Annotated in this window: 15 protein-coding genes; 10 read left to right on the top strand and 5 right to left on the bottom strand. The window is 61.0% G+C overall.

Annotated elements, in window-relative coordinates; genetic code table 11:
• Positions 1–7: 7 nt before the first annotated feature.
• Positions 8–280, bottom strand: coding sequence for a DUF4164 domain-containing protein (locus D8780_RS11430; RefSeq protein ID WP_121646536.1), 273 nt, complete (start codon positions 278–280; stop codon positions 8–10).
• Positions 281–563: 283 nt separating this feature from the next.
• Here D8780_RS11430 and tkt point away from each other — a divergent pair, with 283 nt between their 5' ends.
• From tkt to D8780_RS11395, 7 genes are all read left to right on the top strand, one after another.
• Positions 564–2,564: a transketolase gene (gene tkt, locus D8780_RS11425; RefSeq protein ID WP_121645700.1), complete on the top strand. Its 2,001-nt coding sequence runs from the start codon at positions 564–566 to the stop codon at positions 2,562–2,564.
• A gap of 167 nt (positions 2,565–2,731) precedes the next feature.
• Positions 2,732–3,742, top strand: a complete 1,011-nt coding sequence (gap, locus tag D8780_RS11420; RefSeq protein ID WP_121645699.1) for a type I glyceraldehyde-3-phosphate dehydrogenase — start codon at positions 2,732–2,734, stop codon at positions 3,740–3,742.
• 101 nt (positions 3,743–3,843) lie between these two features.
• On the top strand, positions 3,844–4,473 hold the full coding sequence (locus D8780_RS11415) for a LysE family transporter (RefSeq protein ID WP_121645698.1): 630 nt from the start codon (positions 3,844–3,846) through the stop codon (positions 4,471–4,473).
• A 10-nt stretch (positions 4,474–4,483) separates the two neighbouring features.
• Positions 4,484–5,140 (top strand): MarC family protein, encoded by a 657-nt coding sequence (locus D8780_RS11410; protein WP_121645697.1) that lies wholly within the window; start codon positions 4,484–4,486, stop codon positions 5,138–5,140.
• Between the two features lie 55 nt (positions 5,141–5,195).
• On the top strand, positions 5,196–6,389 hold the full coding sequence (locus D8780_RS11405; RefSeq protein WP_121645696.1) for a phosphoglycerate kinase: 1,194 nt from the start codon (positions 5,196–5,198) through the stop codon (positions 6,387–6,389).
• Between the two features lie 9 nt (positions 6,390–6,398).
• Entirely contained in the window at positions 6,399–7,226 is an 828-nt protein-coding gene (locus tag D8780_RS11400) for an SGNH/GDSL hydrolase family protein (RefSeq protein ID WP_121645695.1), read from the top strand.
• 75 nt (positions 7,227–7,301) lie between these two features.
• Positions 7,302–8,198, top strand: coding sequence for an SGNH/GDSL hydrolase family protein (locus D8780_RS11395; RefSeq protein WP_121645694.1), 897 nt, complete (start codon positions 7,302–7,304; stop codon positions 8,196–8,198).
• A 10-nt stretch (positions 8,199–8,208) separates the two neighbouring features.
• Here D8780_RS11395 and D8780_RS15765 read toward each other — a convergent pair whose 3' ends face one another.
• The gene (locus D8780_RS15765) at positions 8,209–8,367 is read right to left on the bottom strand and encodes a hypothetical protein (RefSeq protein WP_158598493.1); all 159 of its coding nucleotides are present in this window, start codon (positions 8,365–8,367) and stop codon (positions 8,209–8,211) included.
• Between the two features lie 209 nt (positions 8,368–8,576).
• Here D8780_RS15765 and D8780_RS11390 point away from each other — a divergent pair, with 209 nt between their 5' ends.
• Together D8780_RS11390 and D8780_RS11385 are read left to right on the top strand one after the other, a co-directional pair.
• On the top strand, positions 8,577–9,182 hold the full coding sequence (locus D8780_RS11390) for a hypothetical protein (protein ID WP_121645693.1): 606 nt from the start codon (positions 8,577–8,579) through the stop codon (positions 9,180–9,182).
• 158 nt (positions 9,183–9,340) lie between these two features.
• Complete coding sequence (locus D8780_RS11385; protein WP_121645692.1) at positions 9,341–11,260, top strand: propionyl-CoA synthetase; 1,920 nt, start codon at positions 9,341–9,343, stop codon at positions 11,258–11,260.
• Positions 11,261–11,356: 96 nt separating this feature from the next.
• Here the strand turns inward: D8780_RS11385 and D8780_RS11380 are convergent, their stop codons facing one another.
• The 3 genes from D8780_RS11380 to D8780_RS11370 are packed head-to-tail and all read right to left on the bottom strand — an operon-like array spanning position 11,357 to position 13,753.
• The gene (locus D8780_RS11380) at positions 11,357–12,559 is read right to left on the bottom strand and encodes a DUF3618 domain-containing protein (RefSeq protein ID WP_121645691.1); all 1,203 of its coding nucleotides are present in this window, start codon (positions 12,557–12,559) and stop codon (positions 11,357–11,359) included.
• Positions 12,556–13,017, bottom strand: a complete 462-nt coding sequence (locus D8780_RS11375; RefSeq protein WP_121645690.1) for a phage holin family protein — start codon at positions 13,015–13,017, stop codon at positions 12,556–12,558. The genes D8780_RS11380 and D8780_RS11375 overlap by 4 nt, the downstream gene beginning before the upstream one ends.
• 1 nt (position 13,018) lies before the next feature.
• Complete coding sequence (locus D8780_RS11370) at positions 13,019–13,753, bottom strand: hypothetical protein (protein ID WP_121645689.1); 735 nt, start codon at positions 13,751–13,753, stop codon at positions 13,019–13,021.
• A 267-nt stretch (positions 13,754–14,020) separates the two neighbouring features.
• Here D8780_RS11370 and D8780_RS11365 point away from each other — a divergent pair, with 267 nt between their 5' ends.
• Positions 14,021–14,809: an SDR family NAD(P)-dependent oxidoreductase gene (locus D8780_RS11365; RefSeq protein ID WP_121645688.1), complete on the top strand. Its 789-nt coding sequence runs from the start codon at positions 14,021–14,023 to the stop codon at positions 14,807–14,809.
• Positions 14,810–14,897 lie beyond the last annotated feature (88 nt).

Below are 14,897 nucleotides of genomic sequence, written 5' to 3'. Positions count from 1 at the left end.
GCCGTCCCTAGCGATCGACCACGGCGCGAATGTTTTCCATTGCGGCGACCAGCCGGTTGGAAACCTCGCGATTGGCGTCTGCAAGCCGTTCGGCGCGCCCTTCGCTCTCGTCGAGCAGGTTGGCCAGGCGGGCGCGATCCGAATTCATGCGTTGCACTTCCTCTTCCGCGCCGGCGAAGTCCTGTTCGCGCTCGAGGCGGGCATCGACGGCGTTTTCCAATGTGCCGATGGCTTCCGCCAACCGCGTCATGGCTTGTCGAAAGTCACTCTCTTCCGCCATTATCCCCGCCGAACCAATAAGGCTTGCCGCGAATCGCCGCAGCATTTCCGTCTTTTAGAAACCACAGCTTATGGGCTGCTTTAAGGTTGGGTCAACGATCAGGAGATGCCCATCCACCTTATAATGGGGCTGCCTCGATTGACTCATTTTGCGGCCCTGCTATGTCTCGCCGGCATTTTCAAACGCATCCGCGTGGCGCAGACCCCGCCCCGGACGGTTGAGACCCAAGCACGCGCCGGACGAGAGACGCGCCGAAAAACAACAGCACAATCAGCGAGCGATCATGACCCAATCCGAGAAACACGAGCGGATGGCCAATACGATCCGTTTCCTTTCGATGGACGCGGTGGAACAAGCCAATTCCGGCCATCCCGGCCTGCCCATGGGCGCAGCCGACATCGCGACCGTCCTGTTTTCGCGGTATCTGAAGCATGATCCCAAGAATCCGAACTGGCCGGACCGCGACCGCTTCGTCCTGTCGGCCGGGCATGGTTCCATGCTGCTCTATTCGCTGCTCTATCTGACGGGATATGAGGATATCACCCTCGACGAGATCCGGAGTTTCCGGCAGCTCGGCAGCAAGACGGCGGGTCACCCGGAATATGGCCATGCCGCCGGCATCGAGACGACCACAGGCCCGCTGGGGCAGGGCATCACCAATGCGGTGGGCATGGCGCTGGCCGAGCGCCTGATGAATGCCCGCTATGGTGAAGATCTGGTCGACCACTACACCTACAGCATTGCCGGCGATGGCTGCCTGATGGAAGGCATCAGCCAGGAAGCGATTGCCTTTGCCGGGCACATGAAGCTCAACAAACTGATCGTGTTCTGGGACAATAACGGGATCACGATCGACGGTTCGGTCGATCTGTCCGACTCCACCGATCAGCGCGCCCGTTTCGAAGCCTCCGGCTGGAACACGCTTGCCATTGATGGCCACGACGCGGAAGCCATCGCCGATGCCATCGAGAAAGCTCAGGCAAGCGACAAGCCGACCATGATCGCCTGCACGACCGAAATCGGACGCGGCGCGCCGACCAAGGTCGGCACCAACAAGGTTCATGGCAGCCCGCTCGGCGCCGAAGAGATCAATGCGACGCGCAAGGCACTGTCGTGGCCGCATGAGAGCTTCGACATTCCGAGTGAAATTCTCGATGACTGGCGTCTCGCCGGCCTTCGCTCGACCAAGGCGCGTGCGGCGTGGGAAGAGCGCCTGCAGAACACCGAAGCGGAGCTTCGCGGGGCTTTTGATCGCGCCATCCGCGGCGATCTGCCGGGTGGGCTGGAAACGGCCATCGCCGATTACAAGAAGAAGCTGGCCGACGAGAAGCCGAAGGCGGCGACCCGTAAATCCTCGGAAATGGCCCTCGAGGTCATCAATGGCGTGGTGCCGGAGACGATTGGCGGCTCGGCCGACCTGACAGGCTCCAACAACACCAAGACCAGCCAGACGGATCCGGTTTCCGCCGAGAACTTCTCGGGCCGTTACGTTTATTACGGCATTCGCGAACACGGCATGGCCGCGATCATGAACGGCATGGCGTTGCATGGCGGCCTTATCCCTTACGGTGCGACCTTCCTGGTCTTTACCGATTACTGCCGGCCGGCCATGCGTCTTTCCTCGCTGATGGGCCTGCGCGTCGTCTATGTCATGACCCACGATTCCATCGGTCTCGGCGAAGATGGCCCCACCCACCAGCCGGTGGAGCATCTGGCGGCCCTGCGGGCCATTCCCAATCATTACGTTTTCCGCCCGGCCGATGCCTGCGAAACTGTAGAGTGCTGGCAGCTGGCTCTGGAGAGCCGCGACACGCCCTCGACCCTCGCCCTGACCCGCCAGGGATTGCCGACGGTCCGCGTCGACTTCGAAGACGAGAATATGTGCCGCTATGGCGCTTACGAGGTGGAGACGGCTTCGGCCGAGCCCGTCGTGACGATTTTCGCGACTGGTTCGGAGGTTTCGCTGGCGCTGAAGGCACGCGAAGCGCTTGAGGCGAAAGGGCAGCCGACCCGTGTGGTTTCGGTTCCCTGTTTCGAACTCTTCGAAAAGCAGAGCGATGCCTACAAGTCCGCCATTCGCGGTAATTCGAAGGTGCGCATCGGTGTTGAAGCCGCCATCCGCCAGGGCTGGGACCTCTTCCTCGATCGCGATGACCCCTTCATCGGCATGAACGGGTTCGGCGCATCCGGGCCGATCGATGACCTTTTCGAGCATTTCGGCATCACGGTCGATGCGATCGTTTCGGCGGCCGAGAAGCGTCTGGCCGCTCTCGACCGGGGTTGATCGTCGGTTCGGTGCTCCGCCGAACGCCAACCAATTTGTTTCAGCGATAAAGCGCAGGGTGGATTCTTCCGCCCTGCGGGACTATGAGCGTGGCGAGTCTTAATCCATGGGGCTGCGCCGCGGCTTGACGCGGAGGGTGCCCCGTCTTTTTGAAGGAGACACCGTCCATGACGCTTCGTATTGCTATTAACGGATTTGGCCGCATCGGCCGCAACGTTGTCCGCGCCATTTATGAGAGCGGTCGTACCGATGTAGACATCATTGCCATCAACGATCTCGGACCGGTCGAAACGAACGCGCACCTGATGCGCTACGACAGCGTTCACGGCGCGTTTCCGAAGGCTGTCGAAGTCGATGGCGACACCATCAAGATCGAGGGCGGCGACAGCTTCAAGGTGCTCTCCGAGCGCGACCCGAAGGCTCTGCCGTGGGGCGACCTCGGCATCGACGTGGTGATGGAGTGCACCGGCATCTTCACGGCGCGCGACAAGGCCGCCATGCACCTCGAAGCCGGCGCCAAGCGTGTTCTGGTCTCGGCACCGGCATCGGGCGCCGACAAGACGATCGTCTACGGTGTCAATCATGACACGCTGACCAAGGACGACGTTGTCGTCTCCAATGCCTCCTGCACGACTAACTGCCTCTCGCCGGTCGCCAAGGTCCTGAACGACACGATCGGCATCCAGAAGGGTATGATGACGACGATCCACTCCTACACGGGTGATCAGCCGACGCTCGACACGATGCATAAGGATCTTTACCGCGCCCGCGCGGCCGCCATGAGCATGATCCCGACTTCGACCGGCGCCGCCAAGGCCGTCGGCCTCGTTCTGCCCGAGCTGAACGGCAAGCTGGACGGTTTCGCCATGCGCGTGCCGACCCCCAATGTCTCGGTCGTCGATCTGAAGTTCATTGCCGACAAGTCGACCAGCGTCGAAGAGATCAACCATGCGATCCGCAAGGCAGCCGATGGCGACCTCAAGGGCGTTCTGGCCTATACGGACGAAAAGCTTGTTTCGGTCGACTTCAACCACAATCCGCATTCCTCGATCTTCCACATGGATCAGACCAAGGTGATGGATGGAACGTTCTGTTCGATCCTGTCCTGGTACGACAATGAATGGGGCTTCTCGAATCGTATGACCGATACGGCCATTGCGATGGGCAAGCTGATCTGAGGACACCCTTGGTAAAAGCGCTCCGCCGCGACAGCGGCGGGGCGAGTTCCGATCCGGTTCAGGGTGGTATGTTCGACATTTATCGGAGTTAATCCCCGCCTATGACCGGAATTGCCACTGTTTTCCTTCTTACACTCTTGGCGGCGATGCTGCCGGGGCCTGATTTCGCCGTCGTCTCGCGCAATGCGCTGATGAGCGGGCGGCGCGCCGGCATCATGACGGCGGCGGGGATCGGTCTGGCGCTTCTCATTCACGCCGGTTACGCCATTGCAGGTGTGGGCGTCGCCGTTAGCCAGTCCATCGTTCTGTTCAACGTTCTGAAGTGGATCGGCGCGGCCTATCTGGTTTTTATTGGTCTCTCGATGATCCGCCACGCAAAAGCCGCGCGCGGTACGCTGGTCGACGCCGATGCTGCGCTCGAGCCAATGGCGCCCATGAAGGCCCTGCGGTGGGGCTTCTTCACCAATGTTACGAATGTGAAGGCGACCTTCTTCACGCTGTCGATCTATACGCAGGTCGCCACGCCCGAAACGCCGTTGGCTCTTCAACTGGCGTTCGGTGCAACGACAGCCACGACCGCATTTCTCTGGTTCACCGTCGTGTCGCTTTTCTTTGCGCGTCCTTCCGTCCGGCGCGCTTTTCTGGCCCTTCGCGTCTGGATGGAGCGCATCTTCGGTGTCGTGATCGCCGGCTTCGGCATTACGCTCGCTTTTGCGCGTCAGCCGGGTTGAGGCGTTCACAATGTGGGACTCGATCGATTTCGCGAGCCTCTTTCGCGAGTTCATCACCATTGCCGTGGTTGTCGATCCCGTCGGCACGATTCCCGTCTTTCTGGCTGCAACCGTTGGTATGCGTGCCGTCACGCGGCGCCGGATCGCGATCCGCGCCGTCCTGACCGCTGGCGGCGTGCTGCTCTTCTTTCTGGTTCTCGGCCAGATCGTTCTGGAGACGCTGGGACTGGCGCTTGGAACGTTCCAGATTGCAGGAGGAATTGTCCTCTTCCTTTTCGCGCTGACCATGATCTTCGGCCAGTCGAAGGCCGAACTCGAACTGGAAAGCATGGAGGAAAGTTCGCGGATCGATCGGGCCCGCGACAAGGCCGTGTTTCCTCTGGCCATTCCGTCCATCGCGTCCCCTGGTGCCATGCTTGCGGTGGTGATCCTGACCGATAATCATCGTACATCGCTCGTCGAACAGACCGTGACGGCCGGTCTTCTGATGGGCGTCCTTCTCCTGACGCTTCTTCTCCTTCTGGCTGCGGGGCCGATCCAAAGATGGATCGGGACGGCGGGGGCCTCTCTGGTCAGCCGCGTCATGGGCATCATTCTATCCACCGTCGCCGTGGATGCCGTGCTGAAGGGGCTTGCCGTGATGGGGCTCGTCTCACTGGACGCCTAGCGCCAAGGAGTCTATGCGACGGGCACAAGGGTACGCCGAGTGGGAGCATAGAGAAATGAATTTCAAGACTTTGGACGATTTGAGCGACATCTCTGGCAAGCGCGCTCTCGTGCGCGTCGACCTCAATGTGCCGATGAAGGATGGGCGCGTGACCGACGCGACACGCATCGAGCGCGTTGCCCCGACGATCGAGGAATTGTCCGGCGAGGGTGCCAAGGTCATCCTGCTTGCCCATTTCGGACGTCCGAAGGGCAAGGTCGTGCCGGAGATGAGCCTCAAGCCTGTGGCCTCGGCCGTCGAGGAAGTTCTCGATTACCGGGTTCACTTCGCAACTCTGGACGAGGCGGAAGACGCCATTTCAAAGATGGCCAATGGCGATATTCTGCTGCTGGAAAACACCCGTTACGAGTCGGGTGAAGAAAAGAACGAGCCGGAACTGGCGGCGCGCTATGCCTCGCTCGGCGATCTTTACATCAACGATGCCTTTTCTGCTGCCCACCGGGCGCACGCCTCGACCGAGGGCCTCGCGCACAAGCTGCCATCCTATGCCGGCCGCACGATGCAGGCGGAGCTGGAAGCGCTGCAGAAAGGTCTCGGTAACCCGGAGCGGCCGGTGCTGGCGATCGTGGGCGGAGCCAAGGTCTCCACCAAGATCGATTTGCTGATGAACCTTGTGAAAAATGTGGACGCCATCGTTGTCGGTGGCGGCATGGCCAATACGTTTCTGGCGGCGCGGGGCGTCGATGTTCAGGCGTCACTCTGCGAAAAGGAGTTGGGCCAGACCGCTCGCGAGATCGAAATGGAAGCGGCCCAGTCGGGTTGCGCGATCGTCCTGCCGACCGATGCGGTGGTCGCAGCGGAATTCAAGGCCGGGGCGGAGAGCCAGACCGTAGCGGTCGACGCCGTGCCGGAAGGGCAAATGATCCTCGATGCGGGACCGCAAAGTGTCGACAAGGTGAAGGACTGGATTTCCCGTGCCAAGACGCTGATCTGGAACGGACCGCTCGGCGCGTTCGAGATCGAACCCTTCGATATTGCCACGGTGGAATCGGCACGCTTTGCCGCCCAGCGGACCGAGGCCGGTGAACTGGTGTCGGTCGCCGGTGGCGGCGATACGGTCGCCGCGCTCAACCAGGCCGGCGTTGCCGACGATTTCACCTATGTATCCACCGCTGGTGGCGCTTTCCTGGAATGGATGGAAGGTAAGGATCTTCCGGGCGTTCAGGCGTTGGCGGACAGCAAGGGCTGAGCGCTCGCCGTGCAAAGACGTGCCGACATCGTCAGCGGAGCGACGAGTCCAGACGGTATCGAGCCGCCGTCTCGCCCTGGGCCGGGGCGTTATGGGCCATGGGCCGGCCCGCTCTCCATTCTGAGCCTGCCCGTCTATGTCTGGCAGGGCGTCGGCATGCGCCGGCGCAGCGTGCGGCTTTCGCCACCGCCCGGACCGATCGAGGGGCGCTTTCCGGGCGATGCTCCGGAAATCTGCCTCCTTGTCCTGGGTGACAGCTCTGTCCAGGCGGTCGGTGCCAACCGGCAGGAAGAGGGGCTGGCCTATAACATGGCCGAAAGCCTTGCGCGATTGAGCGGGCGGGCTGTCCGATGGCGTGCCGCCGGCTTCAACTCGGCAACGGTCCCCCAACTGACGCGAGTGGTCCTGCCGCATCTGGAGCCGCGCGACTTTACGCACATTGTCCTGTCTGCCGGGGTGAACGATGCCAAGAACTGGCATGGCGCCAGACGCTTCAAGCGTGATTTCGGCGAGATGATCTACGCCTTGCGGGCGAGGTTTACCGGTGCGCAGCTCTTCTGGAATCCGATCTTCGACTTCCGTCTTGTGCCAGCCCTGCCGCAACCCTTGGCTACGGTTCTCGACATGAGGGCGGATCTTCTGACGCGTAAGGCGCGCCATCTCTGTCGCGAACGGGGCATGAGCGTCTTGCCGGAGATCACCAATGTTCAATCCTCCGGGTTCTCCCGAGACGGTTTCCACGCCGGACCGCTTGGCTATCAGCTTATGGGGACGCAGATGGCCAAGCACATATTGCGTGCCGAGAATGCAACGGATGATCCGGGTGCGGCAAATTAGACTTTCCTGACCTTTACGTCTTGGTCAATTTTCCTAAACTTATCCCGCAGGAAGCAAATCGATAGGACTATCGAGATGAAGGGCTGGGACGCGATGCGGCGAGGCCGCAACTATCAATATCGGATCGTCAGTGAAGCCGGGTTGCGCCCATCCGCCGAGCCCCGGGGCCGCCATGGCCGGTTGCCACGCCTTCTGTCCGATCTGACATTTCCCCTCTATGTCGTGCAGGGCATGTGGACCCGTCTGCGGACGCCGCGCCTTTCGCCGCCTCCGGGACGCACCGGTGGCCGCTTTGCTGGTCACGGCGCCGAAATCTCGCTCCTCGTCATCGGCGACAGCACCGTGCATGGGATAGGCACGGAGCGACAGGACGACACGCTGACCCCCTCGATCGCGCGGCGGTTGCGCGACATGACCGCTCGGCCCGTCCGATGGCGCGCCAACGGCTTCAACGGCTCGGTCATGCGGGAGATTACGGATTATGTGGTGCCGAATATTCCGCATGGCGGCTGGTCTCATGTGCTTCTGTCGGTCGGGCACAACGACGCCAAGAATTTTCACAGCCGCAGACGGTTCGAACGCGATCTGACCCGCCTGATCTTCGCGGTGAAAGCACGCTTTCCCGATGCGCGCATCTATTGGGGTTCGCTTCTGGATTTTCGCAAGATGCCGAACCTGCCGGAGCCGCTGGCTACCATCATGGATCTACGGGCCGATACCCTGTCACGTATCGGATGGAAGGTCTGTCGGGAGCAGGGCGTCACCGTCCTGCCGGCCATCGATCTGGTCTTGCCCGATCATTTCTCTTGCGACGGCTTTCATGCCGGTCCGGTCGGCTACAATGTATGGGCAAGGCATATTGCGGAATGCTTGGCGCGTTCAGAGTTTGCTCCGCCTCGTCCGCAGCCGGTAAGAGACGAGGAGATGGCAACAGACGATGCCGGCGAGCGCCCGGCCGTTCCGTCGCTGTAACGTCCAGGCCCTAGGGTCGGATAAAGATCGTCAGTGCAGTGACGAAAAGCGCAATCAGCGCCAACTTCCAGAAATCCCTCCGTCGCTTGAGTCCAGGCAGACCCAGTGGGTAGATGAGCTGGATGGCCATGATCAGCAGGATCAGAAGCGAAAAGGCTTTTCCGATCATTCTATGCGGCGTCCCGACACGATTTTCTTGACGGGCCGTGCTTCGCACGAAACGTATTGAAACGAAAGAGGAAAATATAAATACGTAAAATTGGAGATTGCTGAATGTATTAACTGTTTCTTTTCTACAATTTATATGTCCTTTGTAGGAATCGCATCCTTTTCTCTGACCTTCTGTTTCTTATGCAGTCAATCAGGAAGGAGATGGCAATGAATTTTCTCAAGGTTTCTCTCGTGACTTCGGGGTTTGTTCTGGCTTCCATGATGCCGGCCATCGCTCAGGTGGACGCCGGTGTCAGCGCTGATGTGGGCGGTGCCTCTGCCGATGTTGGCGCAAGCGTGGGCGGCAGCAGTACCGCGTCGGCCGGCGCATCGGCCGATACCGGTGGCGGCACATCTGCCGATGCCGACGCTTCTCTGGGCGGCTCGGACAGCGCTGCATCTGCCGATGCGGATGTCGATCTCGGAAACAGCAATGTCGCCGATGCCGACGTCGATATCGGAGGGGGCAACCTGGCTGATGCCGATGTTCAGATCCTCAGCGATAATGGTGACGGAACCGCAACCGTGCGGTTGGCCGACGGAAGCGTCGCGACTGTCGATATAGGCCTGCTTGATGATGCGACGACGGCTTCTGTCGGCGGCTCTCTTCTTCCGGGCAACGAGGCGGCAAGCTCGGCGGCCAATGTCGACGCCGAACTGAGTGCGATGAGCGAAGATGAACTCGAAGCCCTGCGGAGGCGCTGCGGTGAGGCCAGTGAGAATTCGCAGACACTGTCTGTCGAAATGGTGGCTCTCTGCCGCGCAGCTGACTAACCTCACCTCAATAGAGCAGATCGAAAACATGGAAACGACCCCGCGTAGCGGGGTCGTTTTTGTCTGAAGTGGCCACCGCGTATTCGCCAATAGTCAAATGGCCTGATTTCCTTCAGTTTGCCATGAGTATCGAAAGACTCACGGTCGGGGAGGAGACGATGAGCGACTACGAACGCGTCTATGCGCAATGGCAGGCCGATCCAGCGAAATTCTGGGCTGAGCAGGCGCAATCCATCGATTGGATCAAGCCGGCTGAGAAGGTTTTCGACGAAGATGCCGGCGTTTACGGACGGTGGTTTGTCGGCGGTGAATGCAACACCTGCGCCAACGCGGTCGACAGGCATGTGGCCGCGGGCCATGGCGACCGGGCCGCCATTCTCTATGACAGCCCCATCACGGACCAGAAGGCCAGGATTACCTACGCCGAACTTCTCGATCAGGTGAATGCACTCGCGGCCGTCCTTACCGATCAGGGTGTGGTGAAGGGCGACCGGGTCGTCCTCTACATGCCGATGATACCGGAAACGGCGGTCGCAATGCTGGCCTGTGCTCGTTTGGGCGCGATCCACTCCGTGGTTTTCGGAGGCTTCGCCGCCAAGGAACTGGCAACGCGCATCGATGACGCAAGGCCGAAGGTCGTCCTCGCGGCCTCTTGCGGGCTGGAGCCGTCCCGGATCGTCGAATACAAGCCGCTCCTCGACCGGGCTATCGAAATGGCCTCATCCAGACCCGAAAAGACCATCATCTTTCAACGCCCGCAGGCGAAGGCCGAGATGATGAGCGGTCGCGACATCGATTGGGCCGAGGCGGTCGCGGCTGCGAAGGGCAGGGTCATCGATCCCGTTCCCGTTCTTGCGACCGATCCGCTCTATATTCTCTACACGTCCGGCACGACCGGACAGCCCAAAGGCGTCGTGCGCGACAATGGCGGACACATGGTCGCGCTGGAATGGACGATGGGCAATTTCTACGGCATCGATCCCGGCGACGTCATGTTCACAGCATCCGATTTCGGATGGGTGGTCGGCCATTCCTACATCATTTATGGTCCGCTTCTGCGCGGCGCGACGACTATCATCTTCGAGGGAAAGCCGGTCGGTACGCCCGATCCCGGCGTCTTCTGGCGCATCGTTGAAGACTATGGCGTCAAAGCCATCTTTACCGCCCCGACCGCGTTCCGGGCGATCCGCCAGCAGGACCCGGAAGGCGAATTTATCGATAAATACGATATCTCTTCGCTCGAGACGCTCTTCCTCGCTGGCGAACGCGCCGACCCTGAAACGATTAAATGGGCGGAAAGACAGCTCAAGGTCCCGGTTGTCGACCATTGGTGGCAGACGGAAACGGGCTGGGTGATCTGCGGCAATCCCGTCGGGCTCGGGCTTTTGCCCGTCAAATATGGTTCGCCCGCCAAGCCCATGCCCGGCTACGATGTCCAGATTCTCGACGATGAGGGCGTGCCCGTGACGGAGCCGGATACGCTCGGTAATGTCGTGGTAAAGCTGCCCCTGCCGCCCGGCGCCCTACCGACGCTCTGGCACGCCGAGGAGAGATTTCGCGACGCTTATCTCAGCGAATATCCCGGCTATTACAAAACGGCCGATGCCGGTAAGCTCGACAGCGACGGCTATCTGTTCGTGATGGCGCGTACCGACGACATCATCAATGTCGCCGGTCACCGACTCTCGACGGGTGGCATGGAAGAGGTTCTCTCCGAGCATCCCGATGTGGCGGAAGCGGCGGTCATCGGCATTGCCGACCCGATGAAGGGTCAGGTGCCGCTCGGTTTCGTGGTGCTCTCCAACGGTTGCGAGCGCAGCGAAGACGAGATCCAGAACGAGATCGTTGCCATGGTTCGCGACAGAATCGGCGCAGTGGCCGCATTCCGGCAACTGGTCTGTATCAGGCGTCTGCCGAAAACCCGCTCGGGCAAGATCCTTCGTGCGACGATGCAGAAGATTGCCGATCGAGAAGACTGGGCGATACCCGCAACCATCGATGATCCGGTGATCCTTGAAGAGGTGACGGCGGTGCTCGAGCGCCGAGGTCTTTTGTCCCGAGCGCTTGAGGAGAAATGATCCGGCTCACCGGTTTACTGCGACATTCAAAGGAAAAGGGCGCGCCGTCATGGCGCGCCCTTTCTGGTTAGACCGTTCGAAACAAAGTCGAAAACATCATGTCTTCTTCTTGGTCTCGTCTTTCGCGGTCTGAGCTGCTGTGCGTGCGACGTCGGACACCTTTTCGGCCACCGTCTCACCTTGCGCCGAAGGCTTGAGGCCTTTTTCCTCGGCGCGTTCGGATGCCGCCGCATAGGTCTTTTCGGCGACGTCACGAGCGCCGGCAACGGCTTCGCGGCCGCGTTCATAGGCCTCATCGCGCAAATCGTCGCGGGTCTGGCCCATCCATTCATCTTCACGGCGCGTCGGCGGCAGGGCCGCACCGATCGCCGCGCCGACGGCGATCGCAATCGCGCCGAAGACCAAGGGCTCATCGCGGAACGCACTAATGATTTCCGACCTTGCGGTACGGTAACCATCCGCCGCCGACCGCCCGGCATAGGCTGCGCCGCGCCCAACGGCCCTGCCGCCTTCTGCAAAAGCATGGCCAGTTGCATAGGCCGCGTCTCCGGCGGCATGGCCGGCCGAGGATGCACCGGATGCGATGCCTGCCGCCGCGCCGCTTGCCGCATCGCCGACCGTCGATCCGGCAGAGCGCGCTGCCGAACCAGCCGACGAGGCCGCTCCGGAAATGGCAGAACCGGTGGATGATGCTGCGCCGCTGACGGCGGAACCTGCGCTCGATGCCGCTCCCTTTACGCTGGAACCGGCACTGGACGCCTTGTCCTTCAGGGAAGAGCCGGCCGAGCCGCTTTTCGCGGGACCATCAACATGAGTCTGATGGACAAAATCGCCGTCCTTGTCCGTACGCGGATCCGGGATATGGACGGCACGGCCGGTTCGTGGATCGACATCGGCCGATGACCGATAGGGATCGTTGTATTCGCCACTCGATGGGAACCTGCCCGGGTCCATATGGCGACCGCCGACCGGACGGAACCGCCCATATTCGTCGACGTCACCATTGCCGCCATCGGGGCCGTAGCGATCATAAAGGTCGCTACCCATGGAGCGGGCTCCATTGCCGAAGGCGAGCCAGGCAATTCCCGCGCCTATGAGGCCCAGCGCCAACGGGTTGTCGCGGACCTGTCGGCCGAAGTTCCGGCCGGCATCGGCAACCTGGCCTTCCTTGAAGAAGCCAAGCGCTTCGTCGACCATCTGGCCGGGGCTCACGCGATCCTTGAGGGCATCGATCGTGCTGTCGATATTGGAACGATGGCGTTCCGCTTCCGCTTCGAGGCGGTCGGTCTTGTCGCTCATCGGGCTTGCTCCTTCACGAGTTTCGCATCACGGGAGACCTGATCGGCGGTCCGCTCCGGTACGAGATTTTTGGCTTGCAGGTTCGAGCGTCCACGGTTGAGCAAAACGATACCCACGATCGCGAAGAAAACACCGACGATCAGCGCGGCCCATGCTGCCCAACCGCTACCGGCAGCAGCTTCAGCCGCGGGTGTTGCGTCGGATTCGAAGACCGCTGCAAGCAGTTTTGTCAGCGCGGCGACGAGGGCCTGGCTAAGGACGAAAAGCGACACGAGCAGACAGATAGCGCCAGCAGCGATTTCGCCGCCGCCGACCTGGACCTGACTGACCTTGTCGTTGATCTCGGAACGGATAAGCCGACCTTCCGTCTGGAAGAGCGCACGCACTTCGTCAACGAGCGCGCGGATCAGATCCGGTACTGACCGGCTGTCATTGGAATGTTCTGTAGGTTGGCTCATCTCAGTCCCCCTTCTTCGTCTGGCCGATCGGGCCATTGGTGCCGCCACTTATCGTGCCGCCGCTTGTCGGCGTGCGATTACTCGTAGACGTGGTTGAGGGACTGGGTCTCGCGCTTGGTGAAGTAGAGGTCGACGGGCCGGGCGTGGACGGTTTCACCGTACCAGTGCCGGTCGCAGACGATGCCGAACTCGTTGCTGCCGGCGAACCCAGCGTTGGCGTGTATGGCGCGGGAGGCGGCGGAGTTTCGCCATAGTCTCGCGCGGTGTGCGTATTCGAGGCTCGTGCAAAACGCCCGAGGGCGATGCCAGTGAGCGCAGCGCCGACCATAAAGGCTGTTGGCTGGCGGCGTGCGAAGCCGGAAACATTGTTGACGATCTCGCCGACCGAACGGCCGGAAATCGCACCGCTTACGTCTTCGAGGCCACGCGCAGCTTCACGCACGAGGTTGGCCGACATTGACTGGTCGCGTTCGCCGAGCTTATCGGCTGCGGCACGCACGGACGCGGCGAAATCGTTCACAGTCGATGCTGCGGTCTCTTTGCCGCGTTCGGCCTGATGGAGGCCTTCCTGCTTGGCCTTGTCGGCCAGGTGTGCTGCTTCGGCCTTGATGTCGGAGCTGGCTCTCGACGCTTCGCTAGAAGCGGCGTCGGCTTCGCGCTGAGCGGCCTGTCTTACGCCGGCGGCATCGGACTTGGCTTTGTCAGCGGCTCCCTGAGGGGAATGATCTTGGGGCATGGAAAGCCTCTTAGGTGATACCGAGGAGTGAAAGGATGAAAAGTACGACGACCACCAGGCCGACGAGATAGATAATGCTATTCATTGTATGCTTTATGCCTCCCGTTATTCAGGAACTTACTCTGATCAAAGCGATGATCGGATGGAAGGTTCCGGTCGAGGACGTAAATTAACTCAGATCAATTGGCTTTGACCGCAAGTCCGGCGCGGCGATTGACCCGCTCGCGGTTTGGTCCATCCTATGGGCCGGTCAAAAGGATTCTTCATATGAGCGTAGACGGCAGAGCGGCGATCGTGACGGGCGGTGCCAGCGGGATAGGTCTGGCTATCGCGCGGCAACTTGCGAAAGAGGGTGCCCGCGTCGTTATTGCCGATATGGACCACGATATGGGAGAGAGCGCAGCCGAAGAACTCCAACCTCTGGGCAATGTTCAATTCATTCGGACTGATGTTTCGAAACGCCTCGACGTTCATAATCTCATGGCGCTCGCGATCGATCACTTCGACGAGATCGATATTCTCGTGAACAATGCCGCGGTTATGGAGCGCTGCCCTTTCCTCGACATCCATGAAGAGGGCTTTCGAAGGGTTCTGGACGTCAATGTCATGGGCGCGTTTCTGACAACCCAGGCCGCCGCCAAGATCATGGTCGACCAGGCCGAGAACGGCCGATCGCCGGGCGCTATCGTCAATATCTCGTCGCTGAACGGGCGCGTCGCGATGGGCGGGCAGATGGCATACTGCGTTTCGAAGGGTGCGATGGATCAATTGACGCGCAGCGCCGCCGTCGAACTTGCGCCGTGGGGGATCCGGGTCAATGGCGTGGCGCCGGGCACCATCGCCACCGATATGGTTGCCAATCTCACCGACCGGCCGGGCATGCGCGACCAGATTCTCAGCCGTACGCCGCTTGGTCGCCTCGGCGACCCCAGTGAAGTCGCCGAGCTGGTTTCATTTCTGGTTTCCGGGCGTTCGGCTTACATGACCGGCGAGACGGTTCTGGTCGACGGGGGACGCAGAGCCCTGAACCTCACCTTGCCATCCGACAGCGAGTGATCAGGCCACGTCGCGGCGGGGCCGTCTGCGCTGGTTGCTCCCCAGAACGCGCTTCATGATCCAGCCGACCAGCAGGGTCTTGATGATC

Origin of the sequence: Notoacmeibacter ruber, assembly GCF_003668555.1 — a bacterium.
Taxonomy (GTDB): Bacteria; Pseudomonadota; Alphaproteobacteria; order Rhizobiales; family Rhizobiaceae; genus Notoacmeibacter; species Notoacmeibacter ruber.
This window is presented reverse-complemented; position numbering and strand designations above follow the sequence as displayed.

Bases quoted from the DNA above. Each gene is read 5' to 3' on its own strand.
- D8780_RS11370 (WP_121645689.1), bottom strand. From the start codon at position 13,753: ATGCCCCAAGATCATTCCCCTCAGGGAGCCGCTGACAAAGCCAAGTCC.
- D8780_RS11365 (WP_121645688.1), top strand. From the start codon at position 14,021: ATGAGCGTAGACGGCAGAGCGGCGATCGTGACGGGCGGTGCCAGCGGG.
- D8780_RS11390 (WP_121645693.1), top strand. From the start codon at position 8,577: ATGAATTTTCTCAAGGTTTCTCTCGTGACTTCGGGGTTTGTTCTGGCT.
- D8780_RS11415 (WP_121645698.1), top strand. From the start codon at position 3,844: ATGACCGGAATTGCCACTGTTTTCCTTCTTACACTCTTGGCGGCGATG.
- D8780_RS11385 (WP_121645692.1), top strand. From the start codon at position 9,341: ATGAGCGACTACGAACGCGTCTATGCGCAATGGCAGGCCGATCCAGCG.
- D8780_RS11410 (WP_121645697.1), top strand. From the start codon at position 4,484: ATGTGGGACTCGATCGATTTCGCGAGCCTCTTTCGCGAGTTCATCACC.
- tkt (WP_121645700.1), top strand. From the start codon at position 564: ATGACCCAATCCGAGAAACACGAGCGGATGGCCAATACGATCCGTTTC.
- D8780_RS11395 (WP_121645694.1), top strand. From the start codon at position 7,302: ATGAAGGGCTGGGACGCGATGCGGCGAGGCCGCAACTATCAATATCGG.
- D8780_RS15765 (WP_158598493.1), bottom strand. From the start codon at position 8,367: ATGATCGGAAAAGCCTTTTCGCTTCTGATCCTGCTGATCATGGCCATC.
- D8780_RS11405 (WP_121645696.1), top strand. From the start codon at position 5,196: ATGAATTTCAAGACTTTGGACGATTTGAGCGACATCTCTGGCAAGCGC.
- gap (WP_121645699.1), top strand. From the start codon at position 2,732: ATGACGCTTCGTATTGCTATTAACGGATTTGGCCGCATCGGCCGCAAC.
- D8780_RS11380 (WP_121645691.1), bottom strand. From the start codon at position 12,559: ATGAGCGACAAGACCGACCGCCTCGAAGCGGAAGCGGAACGCCATCGT.
- D8780_RS11375 (WP_121645690.1), bottom strand. From the start codon at position 13,017: ATGAGCCAACCTACAGAACATTCCAATGACAGCCGGTCAGTACCGGAT.
- D8780_RS11430 (WP_121646536.1), bottom strand. From the start codon at position 280: ATGGCGGAAGAGAGTGACTTTCGACAAGCCATGACGCGGTTGGCGGAA.